Origin of the sequence: Streptococcus sp. HMSC072C09, from assembly GCF_001813105.1 — a bacterium.
Lineage (GTDB): Bacteria > Bacillota > Bacilli > Lactobacillales > Streptococcaceae > Streptococcus.
Genome location: NZ_KV811502.1, coordinates 18855 through 35110, shown reverse-complemented (window position 1 = coordinate 35110; position 16256 = coordinate 18855). Strand labels below are relative to the sequence as shown.

General features: G+C 43.8%; 12 protein-coding genes. All 12 read left to right on the top strand.

From position 1 onward, the window contains the following. The first annotated feature begins 24 nt into the window (after positions 1-24). Positions 25-768, top strand: a complete 744-nt coding sequence (locus HMPREF2893_RS07585) for a DeoR/GlpR family DNA-binding transcription regulator (protein WP_031573070.1) — start codon at positions 25-27, stop codon at positions 766-768. Next, entirely contained in the window at positions 765-1676 is a 912-nt protein-coding gene (gene pfkB, locus HMPREF2893_RS07580; RefSeq protein WP_031573073.1) for a 1-phosphofructokinase, read from the top strand. Before HMPREF2893_RS07585 ends, pfkB begins: the two co-directional genes overlap by 4 nt. Beyond that, positions 1673-3640, top strand: coding sequence for a PTS fructose transporter subunit IIABC (locus tag HMPREF2893_RS07575; RefSeq protein WP_070675462.1), 1968 nt, complete (start codon positions 1673-1675; stop codon positions 3638-3640). Before pfkB ends, HMPREF2893_RS07575 begins: the two co-directional genes overlap by 4 nt. Before the next feature lie 131 nt (positions 3641-3771). After that, entirely contained in the window at positions 3772-4146 is a 375-nt protein-coding gene (locus HMPREF2893_RS07570) for a DUF1149 family protein (protein WP_003001888.1), read from the top strand. Positions 4147-4149: 3 nt separating this feature from the next. Then, positions 4150-4998 (top strand): DegV family protein, encoded by an 849-nt coding sequence (locus HMPREF2893_RS07565; protein ID WP_070675459.1) that lies wholly within the window; start codon positions 4150-4152, stop codon positions 4996-4998. Positions 4999-5008: 10 nt separating this feature from the next. Beyond that, positions 5009-5776, top strand: coding sequence for a 4-hydroxy-tetrahydrodipicolinate reductase (dapB, locus tag HMPREF2893_RS07560; RefSeq protein WP_070466007.1), 768 nt, complete (start codon positions 5009-5011; stop codon positions 5774-5776). Beyond that, positions 5773-6984, top strand: coding sequence for a CCA tRNA nucleotidyltransferase (locus tag HMPREF2893_RS07555; RefSeq protein WP_070675456.1), 1212 nt, complete (start codon positions 5773-5775; stop codon positions 6982-6984). Before dapB ends, HMPREF2893_RS07555 begins: the two co-directional genes overlap by 4 nt. Beyond that, on the top strand, positions 6981-8849 hold the full coding sequence (locus HMPREF2893_RS07550) for an ABC-F family ATP-binding cassette domain-containing protein (protein WP_070675453.1): 1869 nt from the start codon (positions 6981-6983) through the stop codon (positions 8847-8849). Before HMPREF2893_RS07555 ends, HMPREF2893_RS07550 begins: the two co-directional genes overlap by 4 nt. 9 nt (positions 8850-8858) lie before the next feature. Next, the gene (locus tag HMPREF2893_RS07545) at positions 8859-9275 is read left to right on the top strand and encodes a hypothetical protein (RefSeq protein WP_261674181.1); all 417 of its coding nucleotides are present in this window, start codon (positions 8859-8861) and stop codon (positions 9273-9275) included. 187 nt (positions 9276-9462) lie between these two features. Then, positions 9463-10422, top strand: a complete 960-nt coding sequence (locus HMPREF2893_RS07540; RefSeq protein WP_070665367.1) for an ROK family glucokinase — start codon at positions 9463-9465, stop codon at positions 10420-10422. Positions 10423-10500: 78 nt separating this feature from the next. Continuing rightward, positions 10501-11340 carry a thymidylate synthase gene (locus HMPREF2893_RS07535; protein ID WP_023918207.1) on the top strand — a complete coding sequence of 280 codons (840 nt, stop codon included), beginning with the start codon at positions 10501-10503 and terminating at the stop codon, positions 11338-11340. Between the two features lie 205 nt (positions 11341-11545). After that, the coding region (locus tag HMPREF2893_RS07530) for a CshA/CshB family fibrillar adhesin-related protein (RefSeq protein WP_186822247.1) at positions 11546-16256 on the top strand (4711 nt) is incomplete at its 3' end.

The window sequence follows — 16256 nt, the reverse complement described above, 5'->3', positions numbered from 1 at the left end:
TAATCGATTGCAAAAGGAGGAGAAATGCTTAAGTCTGAACGAAAACAATTCATCCTCGAGAAGGTACTGAAGGAAAAATTTGTTTCCTTAGAAACCCTTGTACAAGAGCTAGGGACGTCTGAATCAACGGTTAGACGTGACTTGGATGAATTAGAAGCTGAAAGTAAACTTCGCCGGGTTCACGGCGGTGCGGAAAGCCTGCATTTTCTTCAAGAGGAAGAAAGCAATAAAGAAAAATCTATCAAAAACATTCAAGTTAAGTCAAAGATCGCTGTAAAAGCGGCGGAATTGATCAAAGATCATGATGTGATCTTTATCGATGCCGGGACGACCAATGAACTTTTAGTACAAGAAATTGTCAATCCAACAGTAACCGTGGTGACCAACTCGATTCACCATGCGACCAAGTTGGTCGAGCGAAATGTTCCAACGGTCATCATCGGTGGGAAGGTAAAATCTTCTACAGATGCTAGTATCGGAGGGATCGCCCTCAATCAGATCGGTCAGTTGAATTTTGACAAGGCCTTTCTTGGAATGAATGGAATCGATGATGAATTTTACAGCACTCCAGACCTGGAAGAAGGATCTGTCAAGCGTGCGATTATCGAAAATGCGAAAAAAACCTACATCCTAGCGGATGATTCGAAAATTGGGGTGACATCCTTTGTCAAAGTGGCTCCTATTAAGCGAGCCATGATTATCACCAATCAAAGTGAACCGCAACGATTAAAGGTTTTAAAAGAAAAAACGGAGGTTATAGAGGTTTGATTTATACAGTTACACTGAATCCAGCAATTGACTATATTGTCCGTCTCGATCATGTAGAGACCGGAGCGGTCAATCGGATGGCTTCGGAAGATAAATTCGCCGGTGGTAAAGGGATCAATGTCAGTCGTGTTTTGAAGCGTCTCGATATCGAGAACACAGCGACTGGATTTATCGGTGGTTTCACCGGACGCTTCATTGAAGACGTACTGACCAGCGAAGACATTTCCACCAACTTTGTGACAGTGGACCAAGATACACGGATCAATGTCAAGATCAAGGCTGATGAGGAAACAGAAATCAATGGGAATGGTCCAGAAGTAACGGAAGCTCAGTTGCAAGAATTGCTCAACATCTTATCGAGCTTAACAGCAGATGATGTGGTAGTCTTTGCAGGATCTGCCCCATCTTCACTTGGAAATGCCATTTACAAACAATTGATCGCAGCAACACGTGCGACAGGTGCGCAAGTGGTTTGTGACTTTGAAGGACAAACCTTGATTGATTCCTTGGAGTTCAATCCCCAATTGGTCAAACCAAACAACCATGAATTGGGAGATATCTTTGGCGTTACCTTGACGGAATTGCCAGAAATTGAACGTTATGCTAAAGAAATCTTGGCCAAGGGTGCACAAAATGTCATTATTTCCATGGCGGGTGATGGTGCTCTCCTCGTCAGTCCAAGCGGAACTTACTTCGCAAAACCAATCAAGGGTCAAGTGAAGAACTCTGTCGGGGCTGGAGATTCCATGGTTGCTGGCTTCACTGGGAAGCTCGCAACGACGGGAGACGTCATCGAAGCCTTCAAATGGGGCGTGGCTTGTGGAACAGCAACCACCTTCTCAGATGATTTGGCGACAGCTGACTATATAAAAGAAACTTATGAAAAAGTAGAGGTAGAAAAACTATGAAAATTCAAGACGTTTTAAATAAAAACGTGATGTTGTTTGACCTTCAGGCAACAGATAAAGAGGGCGTGATCAATGAGATGGTCCAATCGCTCGTTGACAATGGTGTGGTGACAGATTTTGACACTTTCAAGGCTGGAATCATGAACCGTGAAGCACAAACTTCAACTGGTTTGGGTGACGGAATTGCCATGCCCCACAGCAAAAACGAAGCAGTCAAAGAAGCAACAGTTTTGTTTGCAAAATCAAACAAGGGTGTGGACTATGCATCACTTGATGGCCAACCAACAGACTTGTTCTTCATGATCGCAGCTCCAGAAGGAGCCAACGACACTCACTTGGCAGCCCTTGCTGAATTGTCTAAGTACTTGATGAAACCAGGTTTTGCAGACAAACTTCGCCAAGCAAGCACTCCTGATCAAGTGATCGCAGCCTTTGATGCAGAAGAGCAAGAAGCTGCAGCTGAAGAAGCGAAAAAAGCAGAAGCGGTCAAAGAAGCAGCTTCATCTGACAAACCTCTCATCGTTGCCGTTACAGCATGTACAACAGGTATCGCCCACACTTACATGGCAGAAGAAGCCCTCATCAAAAAAGGGGAAGAAATGGGTGTTACAGTCCGCGTTGAAACCAACGGGGCATCTGGTGTCGGTAACCGCTTGACAGCTGAAGAAATCGCAAAAGCTGAAGGGGTCATCATTGCAGCTGATAAAGCAGTTGAAACCGCTCGTTTCGATGGCAAAAAATTGATCTCTAAACCAGTCGCAGCCGGTATCCGTCAGACAGAAGAATTGATCCAAACCATCTTGGATGGAAAAGCAGATGTCTTCCACGCTGAAAATGCAGCACAAGCTAGCGCTAGCCAAGAAAAATTGAGCTTGGGTGGAGCTTTCTACAAACACCTGATGAGTGGGGTTTCTCAAATGCTCCCATTCGTTATCGGTGGTGGTATCTTGATCGCCCTTGCCTTCTTGATCGACCAAGTTCTTGGTGTGCCTCAAGATCAATTGTCTAGTCTTGGTTCTTATCATGTATTAGCAGCACAATTTAAAACAATTGGTGGAGTAGCCTTTGGCTTCATGCTTCCTGTACTTGCAGGTTACATTGGATTCTCAATCGCTGAAAAACCTGGTTTTGTAGCAGGATTTATTGCTGGATCTATTGCTAGCTCAGGTTCAGCATTTGGAAATATCGCCTACGGTGCTGCTAAAGGTGAATTACCAGCAGCCGTATCATCAGGTTTCCTTGGAGCTTTGGTAGGTGGTTTCCTTGCAGGTGGAGTTGTTCTCTTACTTCGCAAAGCCCTTGCAGGTCTTCCACGTTCACTCGATGGTATCCGCTCTATCCTTCTCTTGCCATTACTTGGTGTTGGTTTGACAGGATTCTTGATGTTCCTCATCAATATTCCAATGGCTGCTATCAATACTGGTCTTAACAACTTCCTTTCAAGCTTGTCAGGTAGCTCAGCTGTCCTTCTTGGACTTCTCGTCGGCGGTATGATGGCTGTCGATATGGGTGGACCAGTTAACAAAGCCGCTTATGTCTTCGCTACAGGTACACTTGCTGAATCTGTTGCTTCAGGTGGTTCTATTGTTATGGCAGCTGTTATGGCAGCTGGTATGGTTCCTCCATTAGCAGTATTCGTAGCAACTGTATTGTTTAAAGATAAATTCACACAAGAAGAACGCGATTCAGGTTTGACAAACATCGTTATGGGTCTTTCCTTCATCACAGAAGGTGCCATTCCATTCGGTGCAGCTGACCCAGCTCGTGCCATCCCTAGCTTCATTGCTGGTTCAGCATTGACAGGTGCCCTTGTTGGTCTTGCAGGCTTGAAACTCATGGCTCCTCATGGAGGAATCTTCGTTATCGCTCTTACATCAAATCCACTTCTATACATCTTGTTCGTATTGATCGGTGCAGTCGTAAGTGGTATCTTATTCGGATTGCTTCGCAAACCTAAAAACTAAATATGATTAAAAGGTTGGGAATGCCCAACCTTTTCTTCTTGTACTAGCGAAAAAATCGCCTCATTCGGCGTTGGTATCTTGAGCTGAATTATGATATAATAAGCCTATCGCATATTTTTAGGAGAATAAAAATGGATATTCAACGTGAAAAAGAATTTGTCAGCCAATACCACTATGACGCTCGTAATTTTGAGTGGGAAAAAGAAAATGGGATCCCTGAAACAAAAGTAGATGTAAACTTTCAATTGATCAATCGTGATCAAGAACAAAACACGACTTCTTTGATTGTCATCTTGAGCTACATGATCGTTTTTGACGGTTTTGTGATCAGTGGAACTATCACTCAAATCAACCACTTGTTTGGTCGTTATGTCAATGAACCAAGTGAATTCAGCAAAGACGAAGTGGAAGAATTGGCTCGCCCTTGCTTGAATATGCTCAACCGTTTGACTTACGAAGTCACAGAAATCGCCCTCGATTTACCGGGTATTAATTTGGAGTTTTAATCAATGAAATTAGCAGTGATCACGGATTCGTCTGCCTATTTAACGCAAGACGTGCTCCATCACGACGACTTATTTATTTTAGAGATCCCGATCTATATAGATGGGGAGTCTTATGTTGAAGGGAAGAACCTGACACACGATGAGTTCTACCAAAAGATGGCTGCGTCTAAGGAATTGCCAAAGACTAGCCAGCCGAGTGTAGCAGAGTTAGAAGAAGTCCTATCTGGTTTGACAGCTAAGGGCTATACGCATGCTATCGGTCTTTTCTTGTCATCTGGTATTTCTGGTTTCTACCAAAATATCCAATATTTGAAGGACGAATTTGAAGGCTTGACCGTCGAATTTCCGGATTCAAAAATCACCAGTGCTCCTCTAGGAATGATGGCAGAAGACTGCTTGAAATGGTCTGGTGAAGGCCGTTCCTTCGATGAGATTGTGGCCAATGTCCAACACCAGATTGATGGTACCTCTGCCTATATCATGGTGGATGATTTAAACCACTTGGTTAAAGGTGGTCGTCTGTCAAATGGGGCTGCTATTCTTGGGAACCTCTTAAGCATCAAGCCTATTCTTTATTTTAATGATGAAGGCGTGATTGAGGTCTTTGAGAAAGTCCGGACGGAAAAGAAAGCCATGAAACGCTTGGTAGAGATTGTTGTATCAGATATCGCAGATGGTCATTACCAAGTCTTTGTCATCCATGCCAATGTCCCTGAAAAAGCAGAAGCACTTCGCCAACTGCTCATTGAAGAAGGAGTGGAAGGTGATATTCCTTTTGCTACCTTTGGAGGGGTGATTGGGACGCACTTAGGTGACCATAGCTTAGCAGTCGGGTATATCCCCATCGTTTAAGGAGAATTCTATGTCAATTAAAGTCATTATCGCGGGTTTCAAGGGAAGAATGGGACAAGCAGCCTACAAGATGGTTTCAGAAGATCCTGAGCTAGAATTAGCCGGCTTGATCGATCCATTTACTGATGAGACAGAGGTTGCAGGAGTCCCTGTCTTTAACCGCAAAGAAGATCTTGTGGGTCTAGAGGCAGATGTTTGGGTGGACTTTACCATGCCCAAGGTCGCTTACGAGAATACTCGCTTTGCAATTGAAAATGGCTTTGCGCCTGTTGTGGGAACGACTGGATTCACTCCTGAGCAGATCCAAGAATTGACAGACCTTTCACGTGAAAAGGATTTGGGTGGCTTGATCGCGCCGAACTTTGCCATTGGAGCCGTACTCTTGATGCAATTTGCAGCGCAAGCAGCCAAGTATTTCCCGAATGTGGAAATCATTGAATTGCACCACGATAAGAAAAAAGATGCACCGAGTGGAACAGCAATTAAGACCGCTGAGTTGATCTCTGAGAAGCGCGAGAAGATCCAGCAAGGTGCAGCAGATGAAGAAGAGTTGATGCCTGGGGCAAGAGGGGCAGAGTTTGAAGGGATGCGCATCCATTCGGTTCGATTGCCTGGCCTAGTCGCTCACCAAGAGGTGATTTTTGGTAGCCAAGGCGAAGGGTTGACTCTCCGTCATGATTCCTATGATCGTGTTTCCTTCATGACAGGAGTAAATCTAGGGATTAAAGAAGTTGTCAAGCGTCATGAGCTTGTTTATGGTTTGGAACACTTACTATGAGATTAGAAAAGATGCCTTCTGAGTTTCAGGAGGCTTTACCAATATTAGAGAAGATTAAAGCAGCTGGTTTTGAGGCCTATTTTGTTGGGGGATCTGTCCGAGATGCCCTCTTGGATCGTCCAATTCACGATGTCGATATCGCTTCCTCCTCTTACCCAGAAGAGACCAAGGCGATTTTTGATCGCACAGTAGATGTCGGTATCGAACATGGGACCGTCTTGGTCCTTGAAAATGGTCAAGAATATGAAATTACGACCTTCCGGACGGAGGATGTCTATGTAGATTATCGCCGTCCAAGCTCCGTGTCTTTTGTACGCTCGCTAGAAGAAGACCTCAAGCGTCGTGATTTTACGGTCAATGCCTTTGCCTTAAATGAAAAAGGAGAAATTGTTGACCTCTTTCATGGACTAGAAGATTTAGAAAACAAGGTCCTTCGGGCGGTTGGGCTCCCTCATGAACGGTTTAACGAAGATGCACTCCGGATCATGCGAGGCTTTCGTTTTCAGGCCAGTCTCGGTTTTGAATTAGAAGAGGCGACCTTTGATGCCATGAAGGAGTGTGCGCCCTTACTAGAGAAGATTTCAGTAGAGCGCACCTTCATCGAGTTTGATAAACTCTTGCTTTCACCATACTGGAGACAGGGCTTGGAGGCCATGCTTGCAAGCGGTGCTTATCACTATCTGCCAGAGATGAAGGATCGTAAAGAAGCGATTGAGCGTTTGTTTGACATAGAGCTGGAATATACCTTTTCAACTTCTGAGCAAGCCTGGGCTGCTTTGGTCTTAGCACTAGAGATTCAAGATATTCCAAAATTCTTTAAGAAATGGAAGACCTCTAGAGAATTCGCCAAGACGGTGGAGCAGATCGTGGAGATTCTAAAGCTCCGAGAAAAAGGCAGTCTAGACAAGCGTGCCTGCTACAAGTATGAGAAACGTTTGTTACTGGTTGCTGAAGAGCTCCGTGAAGCGTATGCCTTGAGTGTGGATTATTTGGCCATTGAGCGCGTTTATGATAGCTTGACCATTCATGATAAACACGAGGTTGTGGTCAATGGCGGTATGTTGATCAAAGAATATGGTTTTCAACCAGGTCCAGCCTTAGGAGAGATTTTGACAAAAATTGAATATGCTATTGTCGATGGGGAACTGGCTAATGAGAAAGAGGCCATCATCGCCTATATCCAGCAAGCAAAAGAGGAGGAAAAATGAGCGATTTTATTGTCGATAAATTAACCAAATCTGTCGGAGATAAGACCGTCTTTCGTGAGATTTCCTTTATCATTCACGACTTGGATCGGATCGGATTGATCGGGGTCAATGGGACTGGGAAGACCACTCTGTTAGATGTATTGTCAGGTCGCTCTGGCTTTGATGGAGATGTGAGTCCTTTTTCTGCCAAGAGTGATTATACGATTGGTTACTTGACGCAGGAACCTGACTTTGATGATCAAAAAACGGTTTTGGATACGGTGCTATCTAGTGATTTGCGCGAAATGCAGCTGATTCGCGATTATGAATACTTGATGGCGAATTACCGAGAAGAGAACCAAGCCCGTCTTGAAAAGGTCATGGCGGAGATGGATTCGCTTAATGCTTGGGAAATCGAGAGTCAGGTCAAGACAGTCCTTTCCAAACTTGGGATTGAAGACCTGAATGCCAAAGTTGGGGATCTATCTGGGGGCTTGCGTCGTCGGGTGCAATTGGCACAGGTTTTGCTGTCTCATCACGACCTGCTCTTACTAGATGAGCCGACCAACCACCTAGACATTGATACCATCGAATGGTTGACCAATTTCTTGAAGAACTCTAAGAAAACCGTGCTTTTTATTACCCACGATCGCTATTTCTTGGATAATATCTCGACGCGGATCTTTGAGCTGGATCGGGCAAACTTGATCGAGTTTCAGGGTAACTACCAGGATTATGTCCGCTTAAAGGCTGAGCAAGACGAGCGTGATGCAGCCCTTCTTCATAAGAAGCAGCAACTCTATAAGCAGGAGTTGACCTGGATGCGGCGTCAACCCCAGGCGCGTGCGACCAAGCAACAGGCGCGGATTAATCGATTCCATGATCTCAAGCAAGACTTGTCTGGTCAAAGCAACCAGACAGATTTGGAGATGAACTTTGAGACCAGTCGGATCGGAAAGAAAGTCATTGAGTTTAAAGATGTGAGTTTTGCTTTTGAAAACAAGCCGATTTTACAGGACTTTAACCTCTTGGTGCAAAACAAGGATCGCATTGGGATCGTTGGGGATAATGGCGTCGGCAAGTCCACCTTACTCAATCTGATCGCCGAGCGACTCCAGCCTCAGTCTGGGCAAGTCATCATCGGGGAAACCGTGCGCGTGGCTTATTTCTCACAACAGATTGATGGGTTGGATGAGAGTAAGCGCGTGATTAATTTTCTCCAGGAAGTTGCCGAGGAAGTGAAGACGACTGTCGGAACAACTTCGATCGCAGATCTCTTGGAGCAATTTCTCTTCCCACGTTCCATGCACGGAACCTTGATCGAAAAACTCTCCGGTGGTGAGAAGAAGCGCCTCTTTCTTTTAAAACTCTTGATTGAAAAACCCAATGTGCTTCTCCTCGATGAGCCAACCAATGACTTGGATATCGCTACCTTGACGGTTTTGGAAAACTTTCTTCAAAACTTTGGAGGGCCAGTCATTACCGTTAGCCATGATCGCTATTTCCTAGACAAGGTCGCGAGCAAGATCCTGGCTTTTGAAAATGGGGGCATTCGTGAGTTCTTTGGCAATTATACGGATTATTTAGATGAAAAAGCCTTTGAAGCAGCCCAGGTAACAGCTAGTCAAAAGATTGAAAAAGAGAAGCCTGTCAAGCCAAAAGAAGAGAAGAAGCGCATGAGCTACATGGAGAAGCAAGAGTGGGCAAGTATTGAGGCAGATATTGAAGCGATTGAAAATCGAATTGCAGAGATTGAAGTGGAGATGAATGAAAACGGCTCTGACTTTGGCAAGTTGTCAGCCCTTCAAAAAGAACTAGATCAGGAAAACGAGCGTCTACTTGAAAAGTATGATCGTTATGATTACCTAAGTGAATTAGATGAATAAGGAGGCCCTATGAATCAATTGAACCGGATATCCCTTGGGATTTCAGCCACTATTTTTACCATTATCGGTATTGTCTTGTTTATCAATCCCATTGAGCACATCGGCTCTTTTAGCTGGTTGATCTCCTGTGGCTTCTTTTTAATCTCTTTTTCACGTTTTTCACGCTATTACCGCTTGCGTCAGTCAGGTATTATCAAGCAGCAACAGCTCTTTCACAGTATGGTTGCCTTGGTGTTCGCGGTTTACTTGCTACTATATGGCTACAAGACCTTACCGATTGTCTTCCCAGTTACCTTAGGGATTTGGCTGATCTATCGCTCCGTTTTAAATTTCCGAAAAGCTAACTTCTATTCCAAGAAGATTGAAGAGCTTTCCAAGCGCTATATTTCTTTGCCTTGGTACAGCTCTTTATCGGCTTGTTCTTAATTGTCAGTCCATTATCAATCAGTGTCATTCTCCTGAATATTATTGGTTTGATTTTCCTGCTTCTAGGACTTCAATCCTTTAGCCTCTTGTTAAAAAGTTAAGAAAAGTTACGTGCAAACCTTTGCATTTAACTGAAAGTCTGATATAATAGAACTGTAAGTGTTTACAAGTTTGAAAGGAGTTACAGATGTCTAAAAAAATTATCGGTATTGACCTTGGAGGAACTTCCATCAAGTTTGCTATCCTCACTTTAGATGGTGAAGTTCAAGAAAAATGGTCGATTAAAACAAATATTTTGGATGAAGGAAGTCATATTGTAGAGGATATGATCGAATCGATCGCTCATCGTTTGGAAATGCTTGGGCTTGATGCTTCTGAATTCCAAGGAATCGGAATGGGATCGCCTGGTGTTGTTGACCGTGAAAAAGGTACAGTAATCGGGGCCTACAACTTGAACTGGAAGACCCTCCAACCAGTTAAAGAGAAGATCGAAAGTGCCCTTCATATTCCATTCTTCATTGATAACGATGCCAACGTTGCTGCTTTGGGTGAACGTTGGAAAGGGGCTGGTGAAAACCAACCAGATGTTGTCTTCATGACACTTGGTACAGGTGTTGGCGGTGGTATCGTCGCTGAAGGTCGTCTCTTGCACGGTGTGCGTGGAGCTGCTGGGGAACTTGGTCACATCACGGTTGACTTTGATGATCCAATCCAATGTACCTGTGGTAAAAAAGGCTGTCTTGAAACGGTTGCATCAGCAACAGGGATCGTCAACTTGACTCGTCGTTATGCAGATGAGTACGAAGGGGACTCTCAATTGAAAGTCTTGATCGATAATGGTGAAGAAGTGACAGCTAAAACGGTCTTTGATCTAGCAAAAGAGGGTGACGCTCTTGCTTTGATCGTTTATAAGAACTTCTCACGTTACCTTGGACTTGCTGCAGCCAATATCGGTTCAACCTTGAACCCGTCTAAGATCGTTATCGGTGGTGGGGTATCTGCTGCTGGAGACTTCCTCTTGGATGGCGTGCGCAAGGTCTTTGAAGAAAACTCATTCCCACAAGTGCGTGAATCAACTCAATTGGCGCTTGCTACATTGGGAAATGATGCTGGTGTCATTGGTGCCGCATCTCTAGTATTACAATAAGATTAAAAGGAGATTTGCCTCTCCTTTTTTCTTTATCCTGTGATATAATGAAAGCAATAGTAGATTAAAGGAGGAGATATGACAAAAGCAGATACCATTTTTAAAGAGTATATTCGGAAAATCATGGAAGAAGGTGTTTGGTCTGAACAGGCCCGACCTAAATACAAGGATGGTAGAACGGCCAACTCCAAGTACATCACGGGAGCCTTTATGGAGTTTGATCTCTCAAAAGGCGAGTTTCCTATCACGACCCTTCGTCCCATCGCGATTAAATCAGCCATCAAAGAGATGCTCTGGATCTACCAGGATCAGTCGAATAGCTTAGACCTGTTAGAAGATAAATACAATGTCCACTACTGGAATGACTGGGAAGTAGGGGATAGTCGTACTATTGGTCAACGCTATGGTGCTGTGGTCAAAAAGCATGACATTACCAATAAAATCCTCAAACAATTAGAAGCCAATCCTTGGAATCGCCGCAACATTATCTCGCTCTGGGATTATGATGCCTTTGAAGAGACAGAAGGTCTTCTGCCATGTGCATTTCAAACCATGTTTGACGTGAGGCGGGTTGATGGAGAGATTTATCTAGATGCGACCCTGACTCAGCGTTCAAATGATATGTTGGTAGCCCACCATATCAATGCCATGCAATATGTAGCTCTTCAGATGATGATTGCCAAGCACTTTGGCTGGAAGGTTGGAAAGTTCTTTTACTTCATTAATAACCTTCATATTTATGATAATCAATTTGAACAGGTTGAAGAGTTACTCCGTCGCGAGCCTTCAGATTGTCAGCCACACCTGGTCTTGAATGTGCCAGATGGAACCAATTTCTTTGACATCAAACCAGAAGATTTTGAACTGGTCGATTACGATCCAGTGAAGCCACAATTGAAGTTCGATCTTGCGATTTAGTGATAAAATCAAGGTTTTTCAATCCTTTTATTTAATAGGAAAATGGTTTTAAATTTAAAACGAACAAAGCTAAAAATTTATACTCATTTTTGAGTCAAAATGTTTTGAAAATCGTTCGGGTTTTGTTAAAATAGATAAGGTTTGGAAAAAACTAAACAATTTTAAAAAGAATGTTAATTTATAGATAAAAATGGAGGTCCATTAGATGGGGAAAGACTTATTTAATGATCGTATTAGCAGATTCTCAATTCGTAAACTGAATGTGGGTGTTTGCTCAGTACTTTTGGGAACACTTGTCATGGTTGGTACAGCAGCAAGTGCAACTGCAGAAGAAAATACAGATACAACAAGTGAAAGTGTAGCAGCAGTTGCAACAGCGTCAGAAGAGCCAGCTACATCAACGGCTACAGCAACTTCAGCAACATCAACAGCTGCAACGACATCTACTTATGATGCAAACGCAGCAATCACTGCACCAGAGACTTCAACTGCTGCAGCAACATCAACAGCACCTGCTTCAACTAGTGAAGCAAGTAGCACAAGCACAGCAGCGTCTGTAGCCTCGACTGCAGCAGCAACATCAACTGCACCAAGCCTAGAAGTAACTACGCCAGAAAACAAGGCAACAGAAGCAGCTGCAACAGATAAGAAAGAAGAAGTGGCTGCAGGTGCCGAAGCACCAGCTACTGAAACTCCTGCTGTGACAGCAGAAACTTCTGGTCCTAAACGCCGTAATCGTCGTGCATTGGGTGATGCCAATGATCCAAGCTTGATTGGGGACGATGTAGAAGATGCAACTTCAACTCCAAAAGTTGAAAAACCTGGCTTTACAACAGATCTTGATGCCAAATCTATGACTAGCCAAATCTCTTGGTTGGACTTTGGAGATTTAGCTAACTGGACAGGAGCAAAAACAATCCAGGTCGCTAAAAATGAATTGAAGCCAAATGAGCTAGAAGAGGCCTTAGCACTTCAAGTTGGGGCTACTTATACCAAGGAAATCATGCCTGGTTATGTAGTCACTGTAAAAGTTAAGTCTTTGAAACCATTCCAAGCGACTGAAATCTATAAAAAACGGCTGGAAGAACAAGGGGCTACAGAAGCTGAAAAAGCGACCTATGATCCAAATGCAAAAAATGGATATGTAAAGGGTGTTACTTCACCAATTGCTAAGCAATATTTTACTGATGGTAAAGAAGCCGACGTTATCGCTGATGCCCAAAACCGTTGGACTGAAGTTAAACATGAAAACGTTGATACGAAAGCCAAAAAGACTACCATGGGTTCTGCATATAATGGTGGGAATATTGGAGTTCAGTTCGAAATCTCTGCAACCTTCCGTGGCAAGAAAGTTAAGCCAGCTATTGTTATGGCTGATGGTGAGTCTGCTAACCCTGGTGAATTTGTTATGTTCACTACCAACGGACAAGGTTGGCAGCACCTTGGAGAATGGAAGAAAACTACTAGACCAGCCACCTCTGTTCCTTATGAACCACAAGATACTGATAACCTTTTTGGTTCTAAACCTAAATATAATAACATTAACCTAAGACAACTCCGTGATAATTCTACTCAAGCTGGACCAGATAAGAAACCAGTAGCTTGGAAATATTTCGGAAATCCTGACAAAGTTACGGGTGGTCTAGGAACCGGTATCTTTGGACCAAACATTTCTGAAGGAAATAGAGCAGTTCCACTCGTAATGACGCGTGGAGCATCTGAAGTGGGACTTTATATCGCTTCAGCTGGTAAACAGTCTGCTATGCTAGGATTCTTCCCACTTGATGAAGGGGATGCTCCTGAGTCATATGGTAAGGCAGTTCATACCATTGCAACTGTAGACGGTGTAACTGGAGCTAAAGTAAATCAACCGTATCTTGGTAACGTGAGTCCAGATATGGATGAGAACACAACTCTGGACTGGTTCGGTGATGATAAGGCAACTACGGCCGATGAAGGAATTAACCAATTGCTTCCGGATGAACTCAAAGGGACAACCAATGAGATGATCAAGATGGATCGTACACGCCCAGGAAACTACAAGATGTCAGTTCAAGCCCATTTGGATGGAGCTTCAGAAGCACATATCTATGGTTGGGTAGACTTTAACCAAAATGGTAAATTCGATGAGGATGAACGCTCAAATCTCGCTACAATCACACAAGATGGCACTGTTGAGTTGACCTTTGCAAACAGCAAGACTTACATCGATCCTAGCGTCAACGAGCTTGGTGCTCGTGTCCGTATTGCTAAGAAAGCTACTGAGATTGAAAGCCCAACTGGTATGGCCTTCTCAGGGGAAGTAGAAGACTTCAAGACTCAAATCACCCACCCACCAAAAGGGGAATTCAAGGAAACTTCTGGTCCTCAAGCTACTAAACAAACAGCAACTGTAACCTTTACAGCACGTGGAGAGCACAAGTATGAACCTAACTCTCATGCAGTCATCGACGAGACAGTAGAACCATACATCGTTGATAAAGATGGCAACCGCGCAACTCTTGATGCAGATGGTTACTATGTCGTACCAGGTCAAGGGAAATACAAGATTACTGCCAACGGTAAAGATGTAGACGTTGAATTTATCCCTGAAGATAACTTCCTTGGAACAGCTGATGGTATTTCTATCCGTCGTTCAGATAACAACGGTTACGATACTGGTTGGTCAACCAAATTCCCAGACCAAGAACCAAACATTAATGGTCAGTTGAATACTATGGATGGTCAATACGTTCCAACAGTCACTCCAATTGAAATTGAAGGGGTTGACAAAACTTCGACTGATGTTCAAGGGGCAACTCAAAAAGAAACACCTACCTTTAATACAACTGCTACTAACTTAAATGGTGATAAGATTTCGATCACTCCAAGTGCAGAATACCCAGCTAAGTTGGTAGACCCAGCTACAGGTCGCACGACTGATGAGCCATCTGTAACAGTTGAAGGGGAAGGAACATACACAATTAATCCTACAACAGGTGAAGTAACCTTCACTCCAGAACCAAGCTTTACTGGTACAGCCAAAGGTGTGGATGTTACATTGTCAGCGCCAGTTGGACGCAATAAAAATGGTAAGGTTCAAGAGGAGTACGTTAAGACAGCTACAGCTAAGTACACTCCAACTGTCACACCAATCACAGTGACTCCTACAGACAAGGTTTCTGAGGATGTTCAAAATGTTCCTCAAACACAAACACCAACCTTTGATTTGAGTAATGATAAGACTGCTGAAATCACTAGTAAGAAATTGGTGGATCCCGCAACTGGTCAACCGACTGATGAAACAACTGTAACAGTAGCAGGAGAAGGTAGCTATACAATCGATCCTACTACAGGAGCGGTGACCTTCACACCTGAAAAAGACTTTGTTGGTACTGCAAAAGGAGTAACTGTTCAGGCAACTGCTACTATTACAAATGCTAATGGTAAGACTGCAACCATTACTTCAGATGCGACCTACACACCAACTGTTGTGCCAGCAGTTCCAACTGCAAACCCTGCAACTTCAAAAGATATCCAAGGTGCGACTCAAACCGGTACACCAACCTTTGCAGGAACTACTGTTCAAGTAAATGGTGAAGACAAAGCTATTACCATAAAAGACAATAGCTACACATTGCTAGATAAAGATGGTAACGAAGTTTCAACGACACCAGCTTATGCGGCAGACGGTACAACCGTGATCGGTAACTTCACAATCGACCCAGCAAATGGTCAAGTAACTTTCACACCGACTGATAAATCATACACTGGTGCAGTCACACCAGCCAAGGTTCAAGCTGAAAGCTCAAACGGTATCAAGGTGGATACAACTTACACACCAGAAATCGTTCCAGTAACCCCAACAGCAACATCAGCTGAAACAAAAGATGTTCAAGGTGCCACTCAAACAGGTAAACCTGAATTCAAGGGTGGAACCGTAACGGTTGATGGCGTTGAGAAGACTGTTGAAATCAATGAAGATGTTCCAGCAACATTTGACGACGGTTCAACAACTAAGACCGTTGAAGGTGTTGGTACTTACACAGTAGCAGCAGACGGTACTGTTACATTTGTACCAGAAAAATCATTTGTCGGAACTGCACCAGCAGTGACGGTTGTTCGTGAAGATAAGAACGGAACCAAAGCTTCTGCAACCTACACACCAACAGTATTGCCAGTAACACCTGAAGCAACATCAGCTGAAACAAAAGATATTCAAGGTGCAACTCAAACAGGTAAACCTGAATTCAAGGGTGGAACTGTAACAGTTGATGGCGTTGAGAAAACAGTAGCTATCAATGAAGATGTTCCAGCGACATTTGACGATGGCTCAACGACTAAGAATGTAGACGGTGTTGGTACTTACACAGTAGCAGCAGACGGTACTGTAACCTTTGTACCAGAAAAATCATTCGTTGGAACTGCACCAGCCGTGACCGTTGTCCGCGAAGATAAGAACGGAACCAAAGCTTCTGCAACGTACACACCAACTGTAACTCCAGTAACACCTACTGCGACACCAGCTGAAACAACTGATATCCAAGGTGCTACACAAACTGGTAAGCCTGTATTTACTGAAGGCGACAGCCGCGTGCCAATGAACGATGATGTTCCAGCAACATTTGACGATGGCTCAACTACCAAGACAGTTGATGGCGTTGGTACTTACACAGTAGCAGCAGACGGAACTGTAACCTTTGTTCCTGAAAAATCATTCACAGGTAAAGCACCTGCCGTAACGGTTGTTCGTGAAGATAAGAACGGAACCAAAGCTTCTGCAACTTATACACCAACTGTAACTCCTGTCACACCGACAGCGACACCAGTTGAAACAACAGGTAAGCAAGGTCAAACCCAAACAGGTAAGCCTGTATTTACTGAAGGCAACAGCCGTGTGCCAATGAACGATGATGTTCCAGCAACCTTCGATGATG